Below are 16534 nucleotides of genomic sequence, written 5' to 3' on the forward strand. Positions count from 1 at the left end.
GCTTGCGCTTGCCTACTCGTCTGGCAACCGGGAGGCCCTGCGTGAGGCTGGTCTCAACTATGACGAGCTGCGGTCGCTCGGTGACCCTGTCGCTATCGGGCTCAAGATCATCGAGGCGACCTTTGAGTCCCAGGCCGACAGCACAGTTGCGGATGCTGAGGAACGCGACATCGTCGCGACCGTGGTCGAGTGGATCCTGGAGCAGCCTGCGGATCATCCGCCGACGCCGGAGGATGTCGTCAGGAAGTCGATCGAGACAACGATCGCGGAGACCGCGTTGACCGAGGTGTCAGCGACGATCTACGCCAAGGACGCCAGCTTCGAGAAGCGCCGTAGCCTGGAGCGCCAGATCCGTGATGTGGCAGCGGAGTATGCGGCGCAGGCAACGCTGAACCCGGCAGGCGCGACCGAGCAGCAGATGGCGCAGGCTATCCAGAACGGCATCCGCGACATCGGGCAGATCTTCGGAGTCACGTCATGACCCGGTTGCTGCTCACACTTTCCGAGACAACTGCTGATGCTGCTCTTGAGGACGGCGGATTCGACGAGGTCTTCCTTTGGGTGCGCAACGGCCGTACCACCTTCACTGGCGGTGTCGATCCCCACCTGGCTGGCCTTGGCGTGGTGAACCCGCGCAACGTCGACCTTGTCCGGATTGCGCTCGGTGTTCTTGCCGCTGATCGATCAGTGCACCGTGAGGCCGGAGGCTCGAGTTGGAACGCCCGGGACTTCGCCCTCACCGTTGAGGTGACCGATCCTGAAATCTGGGCGCCGTATGCCGAGCAGCTGTCCCGCACGGTCGGGTTCCTCTCGGGTGACAGCTGGGCATTCACCTTCACTCAGGCTCCTTCGGCTGAGGCGACCGGACTGCCGATAGAGGAGCAGCACCACGACCGGACGGCCCTTCTGAGCGGGGGCGCTGACTCGGCCGCTGGCGCACTGTTATCCGCAGTCGAGCTGGGCGCGAACCATTCCCAGTCGCTGGTGTCTCAGTACAGCTCGACCGCGATCTCCCCGGTGCAGCAGAGCATCGTCAGCGCGATCACCGAACTGGTACCCGGCATCCGGCAGGTGCACCATCAGTTCCACCTCCATCGTGGATCGAGGCGCCTTGACGGCTCATCGTTCCGCAGCGAGACATCGACGCGCTCGCGCTCCCTTCTCTTCCTTGCGCTCGGGCTTGCCGTCGCAGAGCGCGCTGGATCGACGCTCTGGATCGCCGAGAACGGCTTCGCTTCGCTCAACCCACCGCTCGGCCCCGATCGCCGTGGCAGCCTGTCGACGCACACCACCCATCCGCGCTTCCTGCGGGAACTGTCTACGTTGATGCAGAGCGTGGGCGGTCATGGCCTTATCGAGAACCCCTTCGAGACCCTCACAAAGGGCGAGATGTTCCGCCGTGTGGCAGATGCCATTGGCATCGACGCCGCCTCGACCTACCTCAGCAGCACAAACTCCTGTTCGCACACCGATGGGCGCTACAGCGGAGCACCAGCCGGTTCCTCCTGCGGCGTCTGCTTCGGCTGCCTCGTCCGCCGAGCAGCTTTCACCGCCGCTGGCATTCCAGACGCCACGACCTACCTCTCCGAAGATGCGAGTGGCAGGTACGGCACGTTCGTCCGGCAGAAGTCGATCGTTGAGCCGCTCCGTGACTTCGTCGACCGGGGCATCCGGCCACGCGACGTGATGGCGATGTCACTGCCGGAGGGATATACCGCGCAGGACGCGCTCGCGCTGTCCCGGCGGGGAGTTGAGGAACTGCGGGGGCTCTTCTGATGGCACCTCAGCTTCCCCCGCTCGACCTGCATGCGCACATCAACCCAAAGACTCGCCCCGCCGATCTCGAGCGTCTCGGCGCGGTCGTGTTCGCGGCGACTCGATCGTTGGATGAGTACGAGTCTGTCCGAGTTCGCCGCGATCAGGTCACGATCTGGGGCGTTGGCTGCCATCCAGGAGCAGCCCAGGCGCAGCAGGACTTCGACGAAACGAGGTTCAGCTCATTACTGGCGTCGACCGCCTTCGTGAGTGAGATCGGGCTGGACGGGCGCTCGAAGGTACCTGATGCCGAACAGGAGCGGGTATTTGAGGCCATCCTCAGTGCGCTTCAAAGGACTCCCCGCATAGCCTCTATCCACAGTTCAGGTGCGTCGAGCCGCGTCCTTGGCGCGCTGGAGCGCACGCCGATCAAGGGTGCTGTGCTCCACTGGTGGCGCGGCAACGAGGCCGAGACGTTGCGGGCGATCGAACTCGACTGCTGGTTCTCGTTCAACGCCGCAGGGATGAAGTACCCGGCTGACGTGTCGCTGATCCCGCTCGAGCGGATTCTTACCGAGACCGACCATCCGTCCGGTGATCGCACATCCACTTTGCCGCGACAACCGGGATCCGTCGATGATGTCGAACGAGCGCTGGCACAGATCTATAACACCGACGTGCAGGCCGTCCGTAGGCAGGTTTGGGCGAATCTAGCCGGACTCGTTGATCACGCAGATGTGCCGACGCTGCTACCTACCGCCGTGCAGCGTATGGTCGCTTTTGCACGGACAGGAGCAGAGACGTGATGATGTCTCAAATAGACCCTGACTGTTTCGCATCAGATGTCGCCCCCGGGTGGCCCCACGTCCGTCACCGGCCGCCGCGCGTCGTGACGAGGTATCGAGATGGCAGCCAGCGGAACAATTCAGCTTCGAACTGTCGTGTGTAGGGCATGACGCAGATTCAGGCACACATGGACACACCGATGGACGACGAGCGCGAGCCCACCACCGACGAGATCGAGGCTTGGCAGCGCGACGACGCCTTCCTCCCTGTTGGCGACGTGAGACCGGACGAGCACCCTGAGCTCCGCAACATCTCGGCCGGGATGATCTTCTCGGGCGTGGTGCGACCGCTGGAGCCTGAGCTGCCGGACTACGTGGCGATCGACATGGAGCACCGGTCGTTGGAACTTGGCGGCCAGGTTGGTATGTGGAACCTGCTCTGGGAGGCCGCGCAGTTCCGCCGCCGCTTCTTCGACGACGACTTGCCCGAGCCGATTGCCAGCATCGCCGACATGGGCGACGTCAACGCGATCCTCGTTCCGCGCACTCAGTCTCGGTACTTCGAATATGCACCGCTCTACCACCTGCTGCGGAAGTCCACCCTCGACCGCTTCGGCTTGCCGCTGCTCCGCCGGGGGCAGTGGCCCTTCATGGCGGACTACTCCAACATCGATCGATACCTGTCTGCGGACTTTGGGGACCGCCTCGCCAGGGCATGGGCGTGGACCGTCTGGCCGCACCTCAACTCCGGTTCGCGGATCTCGGCCTTCTCTGGCGACGACCCGATCCGGCTCTTGGCGCACAACCTCGACTTCTGGGTGCCGCCGGTCACTACCGTCATCCAGGAGACGTTGAGGACCTTCCCGGAGGTCGACAAGGGCAAGACGGTGGGACCCGTCCCGTTGCAGGACGGCGGTGTCCTTGAAGGTGCCGTTACGGGCAACCCGCGGATGGGTGGGCCAGTCTGGATGGGTGAGGAGGATGCGGCTGAAAGGGTCGTAGAGACCGTCGAGACCGCCGACTCGACAGGCCATCTGCGCGGCATCCTTGACGCGGTTCGGAGCCACCGGGTGGCTGATGACTTCTCGGCTCAGTGGTCGAACGCTCGTGAGGACTTCGAGCGGAAGCTCTACCGCAAGCGCAACAAGGTTCGGGTCCGCTTCGTCGAGCTAACCGACACCATCCCGGTCCAAGGGCCGGAGAGCGAGGTTGACGGCAGGCTCGTGACCAGCGACTTCCTCGCGCTCCTTGACTCCCAGCAGCGGGAGATCGTGGTGCTGTTGTCGAGCGGATACCGCCAGCACGAGATCGCGGAACGGCTCGGATACGCCAGCCACAGCCCGATCTCCAAGAAGCTCGCCCAGATCCGCCGCCAGGCCGAGCAGTTCTTCGGGATGGATCAATGACTGACCGGATGTTCTGGGCTCGCGACGGACACCGGGCTGACGGTCTGTCGCGTCGCGCTGGATTGTCGGGGGTCACCGATATCGTTCCGGCCAGGCATCAAGGTGGAAGGAGTCCCGTGTCATCCGACACCTATCCGATCGCGTTCGCCCAGGTCGGCCAAGAGCACGCGAGCGCCGTCAAACGGCCCCCGGAGCGGGCGTTTGGCCACATCGCGGTCATGACCTACTGGCAGCCCCTCGAACGCCGGGGAGCGTGCGATGCCTAGGCCGAGGCAACAACGCGCCGCGAAGCCGGCAACCGAGCAGCCAGGCAACTCGTTCAAGTACCTGTACTGGCGCTTGTCCGAGGCGGACTTTCAGCGCCTCTGTGGCGCGCTGCTGAAGCTCAAGTTCGACCCCGTCCGGTGTTATCCGGTTGGAATGGCCGACGAGGGCATTGACGCGATCTCGAACGGCAGCGTCATCTACCAGGTGAAGTGGAGCAGCAAGCTCCTGCAGAACCCCGAGGCCTGGCTCCGGAACGCCTTGGAGGGCGAACGCGAGAAGATCCTTCGGCTGGTCGAGCAGAAGCGCATCACTCGCTACGTCTTGATGACGTCTGTTGCGGGCACGACCACAGCCCAGCGGACCGGAAGCATCCAGAAGCTTGAAGGCTTCCGACAGCAGTTGAGCACGGATCTCGGCGTGCCGATCGAGTGCTGGTGGCAGTCAGACATCGACGCTGAGGTTGATGCCGCCCCGGATGCGATCAAGTGGTCGTACCAGGAGATGCTGGCCGGCTCAGACGCCATCAGATACCTGATTCACGGTTCCGAAGTGCAAGGCCAAGCGGCCCGGATGCGCGACACGATGCTGCACGTCATGGGGACGCAGTGGCGCGAAGACTCCAAGATCAAGTTCTCGCAACTCGACATGGACCGTGTCAGCGTCGTGGATCTCTTTGTCGACGTGCACGCTTCGCTTCAGGCGCCTCCGCGCAATCTAGTGGACGAGTTCGTCAGCAAACAGGCGCACCAGGTGTTCGAGTCGTCCGGCGCTCTGAAGTACATGCTGCAGACCCCGGTGCCGCTGACCTATCTGATCGGAGTTCCGGGGCAAGGCAAGTCGACGCTGGGCCAGTACTTGTCCCAGATTCACCGTGCGGCGATCCTGCCTGGTGATGCACTGGGCGACCGCAAACCGCCCGACGACGACGTCAGTGAACCGAAGCTTCCGGTACGCATCGACCTGAAGGACTATGCCGCGTGGCTGGCCGGGCGAGATCCGTTTGGAGAGGAGGATCCCAAGAAGACCACACGCCAGCGGCCGAAGGGTGCACGGAGTCTGGAACTGTTCCTCGCTGACTTCTGCAGTGCCAATAGCGGTGGGCGGAAAGTCAACGTCGAAGAGGTGCAGAGCCTCCTAGAGCGGTACCCAACACTTCTGGTCCTGGATGGACTTGACGAGATCGCTGACCCGTCATGGCGAAGCGTCGCGGTTGAACAGATCAACCTGACAGCGACGCGGATGGCGACCACGACAAAGTTGCGGCGATTCCAGATCCTGGTCACCGCGCGCCCGAACGCCTCCGGACTCGCGGAGCCAGACAAAGACATCTTCCAGACTCTGCGCCTGGAGCCGCTGACGCCGAGGCTGCAGCACCAGTTCGTCAACAAGTGGGCCGATGTCAATGACATTCGTGGCAAGGCTCGGCGCGACCTACGACGCACCTTCGCCGATCGGACAGCACTCGACCACGTTGCGCAGCTCGCAGACAATCCGATGCAACTGACGATCTTGCTCTTCTTGATCAACCGGAAGGGCGATGCGGTTCCGGTGTCGCGGACGCCGCTCTACTCCGACTACATGGCCACACTGCTCGACCGAGAGGTCAGCCGGCAGCAGATCGAGCGGGATCAGGTGGCCCGGGTGCAGGAGGTCACGTCCTTCCTCGGTTGGCACATGCATTCAGGCGTTGAGACGAAGCCAGCCGCCGGCCGCATGTCGAAGAAGGACATCGAGACGACGCTGCTGCTGTACTTCCGCGAGACCGAAGGCCCGGTGGAGCAGGCCGAGACGCTCTTCAAGGCCGCATCGGACCGATTCTGGGCGCTGACGAGCAAGGTCGAGGGCTCATTCGAGTTCGCAGTTCAGCCGGTCCGGGAGTACTTCGCGGCGCGGTTCCTTGCCGAATGGGCAGGCCGTGACAGACGGGTCGCTCTGTCCAAGCAGGATGTTCTCCAACAACTGATCGAACGTCCTTACTGGCTCAACACGGTGCGCTTCTACGCGGGCTTCGCACCACCCAACGAGCTCGCTGGCTTGCGTTACGGGCTTGAGGATGCGCTGAGCGCTGCGCAGCATCCCCTGCAGGAGCGCGTCGCCGCGTGGGCTCTTCTCAGTGACGGAACCTTTGCCAACAACACGCCTGTGCAGCGCGACGTCACGCGCTTGATTGCCGACGATCTCAGTGCTGTCCTGATCGCACGCGATCCAGAGGCCGCTGTGAACTTTCCTCGTCTGACGCACGCCAACGGCGGGGACCAGTTTGCGTCCGAGATACTCGCGGCCATCGAGCGTGCGCCATCGAGTCCGCTGACGCCCGTCAGGGTCGAACTCCTCCGAAACCGTGTAGCCCTCGACAAGCAGAGGTTCCTTGAGTGGTGGCGACCCCATGTCGACCGGAGCCTTGGGCAGGCAGAACAGGACGCCTGGCTCAACGTCGGTGGCGCCTTCGGGGTCCCGCGCCTGGAGTCTGACCTCGCACCTCGCCTGACCCTCGACTCACCGGAGAACCAGCGCGCCGCCCTCCGCGCGGGTATCTCGCCCGAGCCTGACGCCGCGGCAGGCAAACAACTGTTGCGCGCGGTGCTTGATGGCTGGTGCTCGGACACCCCGACGTCAAGCTCAGGTGAGGCGGGCTCCCTGCTCCGGGCGATGCGACCGCAGTGGTACCACCAGCTCATGGAGGACAGCCGCCGCGGCCCGAGCATGTCTAGCGGTCACCTCTGGCTCTCCGAATCCGACCGTTCGGCACGCGCGTCGGCGCTCACCCGGTTGGTCGAGATCGACCCCCAGTACGACGGGCTCAAACGGGCGGCAAACGCTCGCGGCAAGGGGCAGAAGGGCACGACCGAACCGTGGCAGAACCCAGCCCGAGTGCTGCGCAAAATCCATGGTCCTTCCCTCCTGGCTGCGGAGATCGCGATCGCAGGAGCGGCCAGTGTGGGGACGCGGGGCGAGGGCTCGATCGACACCAACGGTGAGCCCTTCGGCGACAACGTGGACTACGGGACGCTCGTGATTCGCGTCCACGGGCACCCCGCAACCGCATGGTGGACCGAGACGTTCGACCGCTACACGGACAGCCTCTCGCGGACCACATGGACGCTCGCACTCCTCGCGACAGCGGACACCTCTGTGGTCGAGAGCCAGTTGCCAAGTGTCGACGCGCACCTCGCCGGTCTCACGGTCGAGGAGTTCGATGCCGCAGCCTCTGCTTCGAGCCGGCTGGGCATGATCCAGCACCAACGGCGACTCGGCGGCGAGGTGCTTCAGCGCATCACCGGGTGTGGATCGCGAGCAAAACTGCTCGTCACTCACTTTGTCGCAAGTACCCGCTCGCTCGATGCCCTTGATGCCATCCCCGAGGAGGATCTCATCAAACTGATGGGTCCGAGGGCGAGCTCCTGGACGATCCTTCGCGCTGTCACCGCCAGAATGCTTCGAAGTCCCAGCACGCTGTTGCTTGACACGATCGCTCGCGCGGGCGCCACTGCGCGAGTTGACATTCCCGATGGTGTCCGGCATCTAGACGATCAGTACGTCCGCTCCATCCTCGAGCATCCAGAACTTTATCCGGCTGCGTGGGTTGGCGCGGCAGAGCGCTCGCGCTCCCAATCGCACGAGGAGACCCCGCTAGAAGCGGCCGCCCTCGAAGCGCAATGGGTGCCACGAGTCCCGCGACTGTAGGCACGAACCCCGCCCAACATCCGTGCATTTGAATGATCGACGCATGCTGGCTGCAATAAGGTCAAAAGCGGGCTGACGAAAATCACCGAACAGGATTGGGTCGGTGGTCGACTTCAAAGCGGTCACTTTCTGTTTTTAGCAAGATGATCCCTTCATGCTAATAGGCTGCGGTCTGTGATTTGGAGAGCCTATAGGCGGTAAATGATCGCAATGCCGCCAGCGTATCCTGCCAATTCGCGCCAAGGTCGATTGGCGCACTCCAGCATGTCAGGCGTTGTGGAATGGACGACAATGTGATGACTTATGACATCTATTATGTTACTCTTTTTATAGAAGGAAGAGCCAATGAGTTATGAAAGAAGAGCAAGCGCGCCGATTAGGTAAATACATAAAAAAGCTCCGCGTGGAGCGCAAGATGAGCGGTCGTGAACTAGCCCGAGTCGCTGGGGTCGACGCCGCCTACATCGGCCGATTGGAGAAGGGCTTCTACAAGGCACCCCGACCGGACTCACTGCGGGCGATCGCATTGGCACTTGGGATCCCGCTAGCGGATCTGTTCGCCATGGCCGAGTACGTGATGCCGTACGACCTGCCGAACTTCGCTTCCTATCTACGCGCCAAGTAGGGTGACCTGCCCGACGAGGCCGTCGATGCAGTTGACGCCTACTTCACACGAGTGACCACCAACCACGGGATGAATCCATACGGCCCTGCGCCAGGCGAAGACGAATCGCCGGTTGACCTGAGCATCCTTGGGCAAGAGGAGCTGCAATAGTCTTGAGAGCCCTGTAGGCGATCAGTCTCAGGAAGATCATCACCACCACGATGAAAGCACCACACCCCACCACACCGTTAACCACATCCGCGAGTTCAGCATCCGTCCTTCGGGAGTTGCGCGACCTGACCCCGCGGCGCCGTCTCAGCCACTTGGAGGCCATGCATCCTGCTCGGGCACAAGCGGAGAGACTCCGAGAGATTCTTGGCGTCACAGACCACTATTTCCCGACCCGGCTCCTCGACAATGTGCCGCATCTTCGAATTGAAGTCGTGGACGACTTGCCTGCTTCGGGCGCTTCCTTCTGGGGACAAGGAAGTTGGCAAATTCACGTAGCGGCGACTGAGCCATGGCTAGCGCATCGGCTCACTATTCTGCACGAGTTGAAGCACATTATTGACCACCCGAGGCAAAGTGACGTCTACGATGAGCGAGCATTTGTGGCCTATGGAGAGCGCGAGCTCATCGCCGACTACTTCGCAGGGTGCGTGCTCGTGCCCGACGCGCTCCTACGCAAGGAGTACCGGCAGACACCTGATTTCCAGAAGTTGGCAGCAGTGTTCTCGGTTAGCGAGCGGCGGATCCGACATCGGCTATCCGAGATCGGGCTCGTCGACAGCCTTCACAGCATCCCTCGACGGTCCTACCCCACGGGCGACTATGTAATCCCGGCAGAACGCGAATCGGAACGTCGGACAGTGTGAGTGCGTTGATTCCTCACGCCAGCTATGCGCGCAGCACCCGCTTGACGGTGGTCTCACTCACGTTGAACGCCCGCATGAGCTCGCGCCTGGTCGCGCCGGTGAGGAACCGCTCGCGGATCTCGTTCTTCTGCCCCTCGGTCAGACTCGGTCGCTTGGCGTTGACGCTCGGGTCGAAGCCTTCCCGGCGGAGCACGTCACGCACCGTGTTGCGCCGCACCCCGTACCGTTCGGCCAGCTCGTAGGTTGACGATCCTGCCTGGTAGTCCTCGACGATGAGCTTGACGACCGATCGGTGCAGGGAGGACTGCTGCGGCAGCAGCTTGCCGCTCGGCTCCCGCTTCGACGCGGATGCCACAGCCAGCAACTCGGCAAGTTCCGCCGTCCGGCGCCCTTGTTGGCAGTAGTTTCGCAGGAGCCCGACCAAAATGCCTAGTGAGAGCCACTTTCGGGAGATCGAAGGTGGCTCTCTTTCATTGTTTGCGTATGTGCAGCACGTTGCGCCTGTTCTGCACTTCCAAAGCGATCTGGGAGGGTGTGCGGCGCAGGGGCCGTGGCAGGGAATGTCCGCTCCACCCGTCTCCTGGGTCGATGTCGCAGCAGGCGCAGAAACCTGCTGGATAGGCGGACTCGCCGGGGATCAATCGTACGTCAATCTCACTGAACGGGAGTGACTCGTCACCGATCGCAGCAAATGCGGTCGCAACCGTGTTGCGGGCGACGGCTGTGAGTTCATACCCGAAGGTCGAGAGTGGGGGGATTAGTCACCTGCGAGCGGGGTGTGGTCCATTCCTGCAAGCCCTGCGTCGCCACGTACGCGCCACCCCTGGGCGGCAGCGGCGGAGAAGAGTGTGATGGCGATGTCGTCGTTGTAGCAGGCGATGCCTATGCCCGGATCGAGGGCGGCGATCACGGGGCGGGCGTGATCGCGGTTGATGGCGAGGCCGAAGCTAGCCTGCCGTACTCGGCGCAGATTTCACGGAGGCCCGCCCTATTCCATGCTCAGCCCTGGCCGTGTGCACCAGCGCCGAGCCGGTGCCGCTTGTCGGCAGCCCGGCAGTGGCTCTCCGAGCGCTCGGGAACGCGGACATTGTTCAGCGACGCGCCGTTCGTGAGATTGCGACGGAAGCCGCGGTCAGCTGCGTTGGTGAAGGAAGGGCCGGCGGCCTAGCGCATGAAGTGCGTCGAGCTGTGCAGAGTCGGGATACCGCTTCCGTGTGATCAAACCTGCGGATCGCCTAGCCAGGTTGACGCCCTTATCGAGCGTGACCATCATTGGGAGCATATACTGCTGTCGCGCGACTAAGACGTTCGCGCTCCAGCGGCAGCGTATGGCCAGGCGTCGGCTGGACTTTCGACTCTGGCCTAGAGTAGGAAGACTGCCTATGTCCTTCATTACTGGCACGGCCCAGCCGTCTGCGGCCGCGAACCCCGAGGCTTTGTTCCGTGACCTCGTGCGGCTCGACCACGGACCGAAGCACCTGTGGGCGCACCAGGCGGACATTCTGCGGGACTATCTCAACCACAAGAACGACCCTGATCTTGCCATCGAGCTGCCTACGGGAGCTGGTAAGACCCTCGTCGGAATGCTCATTGGCGAATGGCGGCGCCGCACGTTTGGCGAGCGTATTGTATACCTGTGCCCGACCCTGCAACTAGCCAAGCAGGCGATCGCGGATGCCCACGCCACGGGCGTCAGTGTCGTTGACCTGACCGGCTCGAACTCGGCTTGGGATGCCAACGACAGGTTCGCCTACACCAAGGCGGCTCTTCGTACCTGAGCGTGGGGTGAGCGTGGATCCGGCGGCGGGCGTGTCGGGGGGCGGGAGGGGGTCGAGGCCCTCAAGAATCGGGGTTACCACACCACCTGATCTTCAAGGACCTCGACGATGCCCGATCCTACGTCCTGCTGCCGTGCCGGCGGCGGCTACTGCCAGCGCTGTGACCTTCTGCTGGGGTTGCCCGGGCTCCACGTGACCGGTGTCCATCGCGACGACGCGGGGCTTCGGGTTGAGGTCGAGTCCCGGCTGCCGGGGGTGATGGGTTGCCCGACATGTGGGGTCGTGGCGCATGCGCATGGCCGGCAGCGGGTGGAGTTGATCGACGCTGCCTGTTTCACGGCGCCGGTGCGGTTGTGGTGGCGGAAACGACGATGGCTGTGTCCGGAGCCGTCGTGTCCGGTGACCTCGTTCATGGAACAAGACCCCGACGTGGCGCGGCCCAGAGCGTTGCTCACCGCTCGGGCGACATCGTGGGCGGTCGGGCAGATGCGCCGCGAGAACGCTTCGGTTCAGGGTCTTGCCCGTCAGCTGGGTTGTGCTTGGAAGACGCTGTGGCGAGCCGTCAAACCGATCCTTGAAGCAGCCGCCGACGATGAGTCGCGCTTCGCCGGTGTCACCACGCTGGGTGTTGACGAACACATTTGGCATCACGTCTCGACCAGGCCTGTCGAGCAGGGTGGACGCGGCCCGAAGGAGTTCACCGGCATGGTTGATCTCACCCGCGACCAGCACGGACACGTCCGGGCGCGGCTCCTTGATCTGGTCCCGGGTCGTTCCGGCGAGGCCTACACGTCGTGGCTGAAGGCCCGCGGCGACACGTTCCGCGAAGGCGTCGACATCGCCACCCTGGACCCATTCCACGGCTACAAGAACGCCATCGACGACCAGTTGGAGGACGCCATCGCGGTGATCGACGCCTTCCACGTGGTCAAGCTCGGCACGACCGCGGTCGACGAGGTCCGCCGCCGGGTCCAGCAAGACATCCACGGCCACCGCGGCCGCAGACACGATCCGCTGTATCGGATCCGCAACCTACTGCGCGCCGGCCGGGAACACCTCACCGACCGGCAGAAGACACGCCTCGAGACCGCGTTCACCGCCGACGACCGACACGTCGAAGTCGAGGTCGCCTGGCACTGCGCCCAACAGCTCCGCTCGGTCTACCACCAGCCCAGCCACGCCGACGGCCGCAGGGTCGCAGAGCAGATCCTGGCCACGTTCCCGTCGTGTCCGATCCCGGAGATCGCCCGCCTCGGCCGGACCCTGAACCAGTGGCGAGACGCGTTCCTGGGCTACTTCACCACCGGCGGCGCCAACAACGGCGGAACCGAAGCCATCAACGGGTTGATCGAACTCGCCCGCCGCGTCGCCCGAGGATTCCGCGACCCCGATAACTACCGCCTCAGAATGCTCCTCATCGGCGGCGGTCTACGACTATGACCCCACGCTCAGGTCCGAAGAGCCACCAAGGCCGACGCGATCGCGGTGGCGCATTACAAGGCCGTGTTCAATTCCAACTCCCAACTCGACGATGCGAACGTACTGATCTTTGACGACGCACATGCCGCGGCAGGCGCCATCGCGGACACGTGGACCGTGCGTTTCGATAATGACGCCGCTGCCTACAGGCAGATTGTCACTCTCTTGGCCCAGGGCCTACCAGGAACTGCAGCGGACCGGCTTCTTGCGACCACTCCGGATCCGGCGACGCGGTCCGAGGGCTACCTGGTCGATCCGTCGGTCGTGACCGCCAACCTTGCAGCCCTTACGACGATCATCGAAACGGAGGCGCAGAAGTCGAGCGCAAAGTTCCAGTGGCGGATGGTGCGTGACTCGATCGACGCCTGCAACGTGTTTGTCAGCGCTGACGAGATTATCATCCGGCCGTTGCTCCCGCCGACCATCACTCATCCTCCGTACGTCACCCCAAAGCAGCGCCTGTACCTCTCGGCCACGATCGGGGCGGGTGGCGAACTCGAGCGTGCCTTCGGTCGCTGCCGTATCACCAGAATGGCGGCGCCAGCAGGGTGGGATGCGCGAGGCACAGGGCGCCGTTTCTTCGTTTTCCCGCAGTTGATCACGGACTTTGCGCGTGCCGCCAGCGACGCCACCGCGGGCCAAGCTCTGGATGCGTTCGTGTCTGGACTGATGAAGACCGCGGGGCGTTCGCTGCTGCTAGCGCCCTCGAATTTCGCCGTGGAACAGTACAAGCAGCGCCTCGTGCCAGCCGGGTTCAAGGCCCTAGGCGCCGGCGATGTCGAGTCCACACTTGCCCCGTTCACGGGCGAACCCAGCGCAGTGCTCGCCCTCGCGAACAGGTACGACGGCATCGATCTGCCCGACGAACACTGTCGCCTCATCGTGTTCGCGGGTCTGCCTGTGGGCGCCGACCCGCAGGAGAAGTTCTACACGACGTTGCTCGGAGCCAAGCGAGTTCTACAGGAACGCACTCGGACCCGGTTTGCTCAGGGCGCTGGCCGTGCAACACGCAATGCCAACGACCGATCGGTTGTAGTTGTGCTTGGTCAGCCGCTCATCGCGTTCGCCGGAGACCGTGACGTCCAGGCTGGCACCCATCCAGAGATCCGAGCCGAGCTCGAAGTGGGGATCCGGAATAGCGCGCGACGGTCCGCCGCCGATGTCGCGTCTGCGGTCCGGCAGTTCCTCGCCCAGGACCCAGAGTGGAACACGAACGTCGAGCCGGAGATTCGCACGCTGCGTGATCGATACGCGGCTGCAGACGCTTCGGTCGACACCAAGGCGCTCCAGGGCTCAGCTGCTTATGAGATTCGTGCTGTGGAAGCCGCTTGGCGCGGGAACTTCTGCGATGCCGTTCGCCAGGGCGAGCGTGCCATCCAGGTCTTGTCTGGGGGGGCGGAGCTCCGTCCGTACCAAGCGTTGTGGAACTACCTCGCTGCACATTGGGCACGCCTGGCGGCGACCACGGACGCTTCCTTTGATGCCCAGTCATTGAAGTTCACGCAAGCTGCAAACGCAGCCGCTTCCAGGACCACCTGGATCCCCAACAAGCGGATTGTTGATGGGACAGCCACCTCGTCTCCGTCTGAAGAGTCCGCTCTCGACTCACTTGCTGTGGAGGGCGTTATCACATATGCGAGATCTTTCAGCAAGGCTCGTGCGCTCACTCGCGCGATTGAGGAGATGAAGGATGACCTGTCCCAGCGCGACGCGGCGCGATATGAGCGGGGCCTGGTGACTCTCGGGAAGCTCCTGGGCGCGCAGTCACACAAGCCCGAACAGGAAGCTCGCGCCGATGCCCTGTGGCGGTGGTCTGACGAGATGTGGGTTGCGTGGGAGGCCAAGTCGGAGGCCAAGGACGAGAACGATATCTCTGCCGAAGACATTCGACAGGCAAACACTCATCTGAGGGCCGCTTCCGCCGATCTCGATGAAGAGGTGCCCTACGGCAGCCAGATCTTCCTAGTCAGCGGCAAGAGCACGGTCCATGACTCAGCCCGCGCCCTGGCCGCCGATGAGTTGTCCTTCACCCTTGTCGAGGACGTGCTGCAGGTTGCCGAAGGCGTAACGGCCGCCTGGATGTCTCTCCAGGGGCGGCTTTTGAGTGAAGCGGGAGTTGACGAGCTCCGGGATGCCGTCGCCGATGAGTTGAGGCGTGCGGATGTGCTTCCCAGCGCGGTGCTGCCGGTGTTTTCAGGGCGCCTTCTCTAGCATCCGGGCCGAGCTCGATACGGCCACCGGAGGAATGGAGTACCCCAGGTTTCGTGGACCTTTTCCGTGGCTGGATTCAGCACTGTCAGGGTTGGCGAGGCGTACTCGCTTCCGGAGTCGATCGAGTGCCACTCGGTGGTCGGAGTCAACCGATGGTGAGCAGCCCCCGTGGTTCTTGATCTGGGTACTCCGATCTGTCGCGGGCCGGTCGCCGAAGAGTACGCGGGGACTACGTCGCAGCCCTCCATAGGTCCTTGGCGGAACTGCCTGTGCGTGCCTGCCACGGACGCCAGAGCCGCCGCGACACCTACGAGCGGTTCCTCCCCGCAGGAGGCGACGTCGACACCGCCGTCGCCGAACAAGAACGCATCGAGTCACTCGCCGACGGCATCATCGAGGTCCCCGGCGCCGGCGCCCTCCTCAAAGCGCTCAACGGCGCACCCTGGGCGGTGGTCACCTCCGCGCCGCGTAACCTGGCACGGATGCGCATCCACGCCGCCGAACTGCCCCAACCGGACGTGCTCGTCTCAGCCGAGGACGTCGCGGACGAAAAACCCGACCCTGTCGGCTATCTGATCGCCGCGTCTCGGCTCGGAGCAGATCCTGCCCGGTGCGTGGTCTTCGAGGATGCCGAGACAGGCATCCTCGCCGGATGCGCCAGCGGCGCGAGCACCATCATCGTCGGCGGGTACCGACCAGCGGACGATGACCTCGTCACCGTCGACGACCTCTGCGCGGTCGCCGTCATAGGTCATGCCTCGACCGGCGTGGAACTCGCGATCACACCCGCAGCTAGCTAGCACCGATGCAGCCTCGGCTAGAGGTGTTCCTGCTGGCCCCCGACTGGCCCCGAACCAGGATTATCCTGTCGCTGCCAAGCGGCCGAGCAAGGGGGCAAGGCCGTGCGGGTTCCAGGGGGTGGAACGGATGGTGTCGCACGCGCGGGTCCTCATCACTTTCCTACTGGCGGCGGCGCTTGCCTTCGCCGGGTTGCTCGCCGTCCCACCCCAACCGGCGCAGGCCGCAGGGCTCGCGCTCGACGCCTCGACACCAGCCGTCGTTAAGAAGGCGGGCAGGACACTGACGACGGCGAGCTTCACGCCTCCGGCCGGTTCGGTCCTGGTGATCTCGGCCCAGTCGAACGGGAACAGCGACGCCAAATCCATCGCAGTCAGCGACAACCTCAGCTCGCACCTGACCTACACGTAGGCACAGGCCAAGGGGAACACGACCAACGACGTCTTGTCCAAGCTCTACTGAGCGCCGGTCACCACGTCGCGATCGATTACGGTGACCGCCACCATGGGGGGAGCACCGGGGACTACGGGATGCTCACGGTGCTCGTCTTCACGGGGCGAACACCGCCGCACCGATCGGCGTGTCCGGCGGTGGCCGCGGGCCACGTGCGCGATCACCGACGCCTATACGTCGACTGCGGCCGGCTCCTGGGGCTGGCTCACCACTGGTGCCTGGGCCCAAGAGGGAGTCCCGAGCATCTCCTCGACGGAGACGGTGCACGCCTCCTACAACGTGAGCGGTGAGGACACCTTCGCAGTCTTCTTGGAAAACGCCACGACGGCCGCCGCAGGGACCCCCGTCTCGATGTCCACGACCTCCGGCGCGAGGACGACCCACATCTAGTTCGAGGTCGTGCCGGCCGCGGCGCAGACGCCCTCCGCCCCGACGGTCA

Annotated in this window: 13 protein-coding genes; 12 read left to right on the plus strand and 1 reads right to left on the minus strand. The window is 63.9% G+C overall.

Features of this window, described 5'->3' with window-relative positions:
• The first annotated feature begins 181 nt into the window (after positions 1–181).
• The 7 genes from KDB89_RS14605 (at position 182) to KDB89_RS07155 (ending at position 9376) form a co-directional block, all read left to right on the plus strand.
• Positions 182–481, plus strand: a complete 300-nt coding sequence (locus KDB89_RS14605) for a hypothetical protein (RefSeq protein WP_255556362.1) — start codon at positions 182–184, stop codon at positions 479–481.
• Positions 478–1776, plus strand: coding sequence for a hypothetical protein (locus tag KDB89_RS07130; RefSeq protein ID WP_219084129.1), 1299 nt, complete (start codon positions 478–480; stop codon positions 1774–1776). Before KDB89_RS14605 ends, KDB89_RS07130 begins: the two co-directional genes overlap by 4 nt.
• The gene (locus tag KDB89_RS07135) at positions 1776–2561 is read left to right on the plus strand and encodes a TatD family hydrolase (RefSeq protein ID WP_219084130.1); all 786 of its coding nucleotides are present in this window, start codon (positions 1776–1778) and stop codon (positions 2559–2561) included. The genes KDB89_RS07130 and KDB89_RS07135 overlap by 1 nt, the downstream gene beginning before the upstream one ends.
• 179 nt (positions 2562–2740) lie before the next feature.
• Positions 2741–3946: an RNA polymerase sigma factor gene (locus tag KDB89_RS07140; RefSeq protein WP_219084131.1), complete on the plus strand. Its 1206-nt coding sequence runs from the start codon at positions 2741–2743 to the stop codon at positions 3944–3946.
• Positions 3947–4204: 258 nt separating this feature from the next.
• Entirely contained in the window at positions 4205–7897 is a 3693-nt protein-coding gene (locus tag KDB89_RS07145; RefSeq protein ID WP_219084132.1) for an NACHT domain-containing protein, read from the plus strand.
• A 352-nt stretch (positions 7898–8249) separates the two neighbouring features.
• On the plus strand, positions 8250–8522 hold the full coding sequence (locus KDB89_RS07150; RefSeq protein WP_219084133.1) for a helix-turn-helix domain-containing protein: 273 nt from the start codon (positions 8250–8252) through the stop codon (positions 8520–8522).
• Between the two features lie 311 nt (positions 8523–8833).
• Complete coding sequence (locus KDB89_RS07155; RefSeq protein ID WP_255556421.1) at positions 8834–9376, plus strand: ImmA/IrrE family metallo-endopeptidase; 543 nt, start codon at positions 8834–8836, stop codon at positions 9374–9376.
• 22 nt (positions 9377–9398) lie between these two features.
• On the opposite strand, the gene KDB89_RS07160 is transcribed toward KDB89_RS07155, so the two are convergent.
• Positions 9399–9731 carry a hypothetical protein gene (locus tag KDB89_RS07160; protein WP_219084135.1) on the minus strand — a complete coding sequence of 111 codons (333 nt, stop codon included), beginning with the start codon at positions 9729–9731 and terminating at the stop codon, positions 9399–9401.
• A 1027-nt stretch (positions 9732–10758) separates the two neighbouring features.
• Between KDB89_RS07160 and KDB89_RS07165 the strand changes: the two genes are divergently transcribed.
• The 5 genes from KDB89_RS07165 to KDB89_RS07185 all read left to right on the plus strand — a co-directional run bounded on the left by KDB89_RS07165 (position 10759) and on the right by KDB89_RS07185 (position 16053).
• Positions 10759–11154: a DEAD/DEAH box helicase gene (locus KDB89_RS07165; protein WP_219084136.1), complete on the plus strand. Its 396-nt coding sequence runs from the start codon at positions 10759–10761 to the stop codon at positions 11152–11154.
• Positions 11155–11262: 108 nt separating this feature from the next.
• Positions 11263–12594 carry an ISL3 family transposase gene (locus KDB89_RS07170; RefSeq protein WP_219082186.1) on the plus strand — a complete coding sequence of 444 codons (1332 nt, stop codon included), beginning with the start codon at positions 11263–11265 and terminating at the stop codon, positions 12592–12594.
• Between the two features lie 45 nt (positions 12595–12639).
• Positions 12640–14844 (plus strand): helicase C-terminal domain-containing protein, encoded by a 2205-nt coding sequence (locus tag KDB89_RS07175; RefSeq protein ID WP_219084137.1) that lies wholly within the window; start codon positions 12640–12642, stop codon positions 14842–14844.
• A gap of 254 nt (positions 14845–15098) precedes the next feature.
• Complete coding sequence (locus KDB89_RS07180; RefSeq protein WP_219084138.1) at positions 15099–15644, plus strand: HAD-IA family hydrolase; 546 nt, start codon at positions 15099–15101, stop codon at positions 15642–15644.
• A 118-nt stretch (positions 15645–15762) separates the two neighbouring features.
• The gene (locus KDB89_RS07185) at positions 15763–16053 is read left to right on the plus strand and encodes a hypothetical protein (protein WP_219079691.1); all 291 of its coding nucleotides are present in this window, start codon (positions 15763–15765) and stop codon (positions 16051–16053) included.
• Positions 16054–16534 lie beyond the last annotated feature (481 nt).

It is taken from the genome of Tessaracoccus palaemonis, assembly GCF_019316905.1.
Lineage (GTDB): Bacteria > Actinomycetota > Actinomycetes > Propionibacteriales > Propionibacteriaceae > Arachnia > Arachnia palaemonis.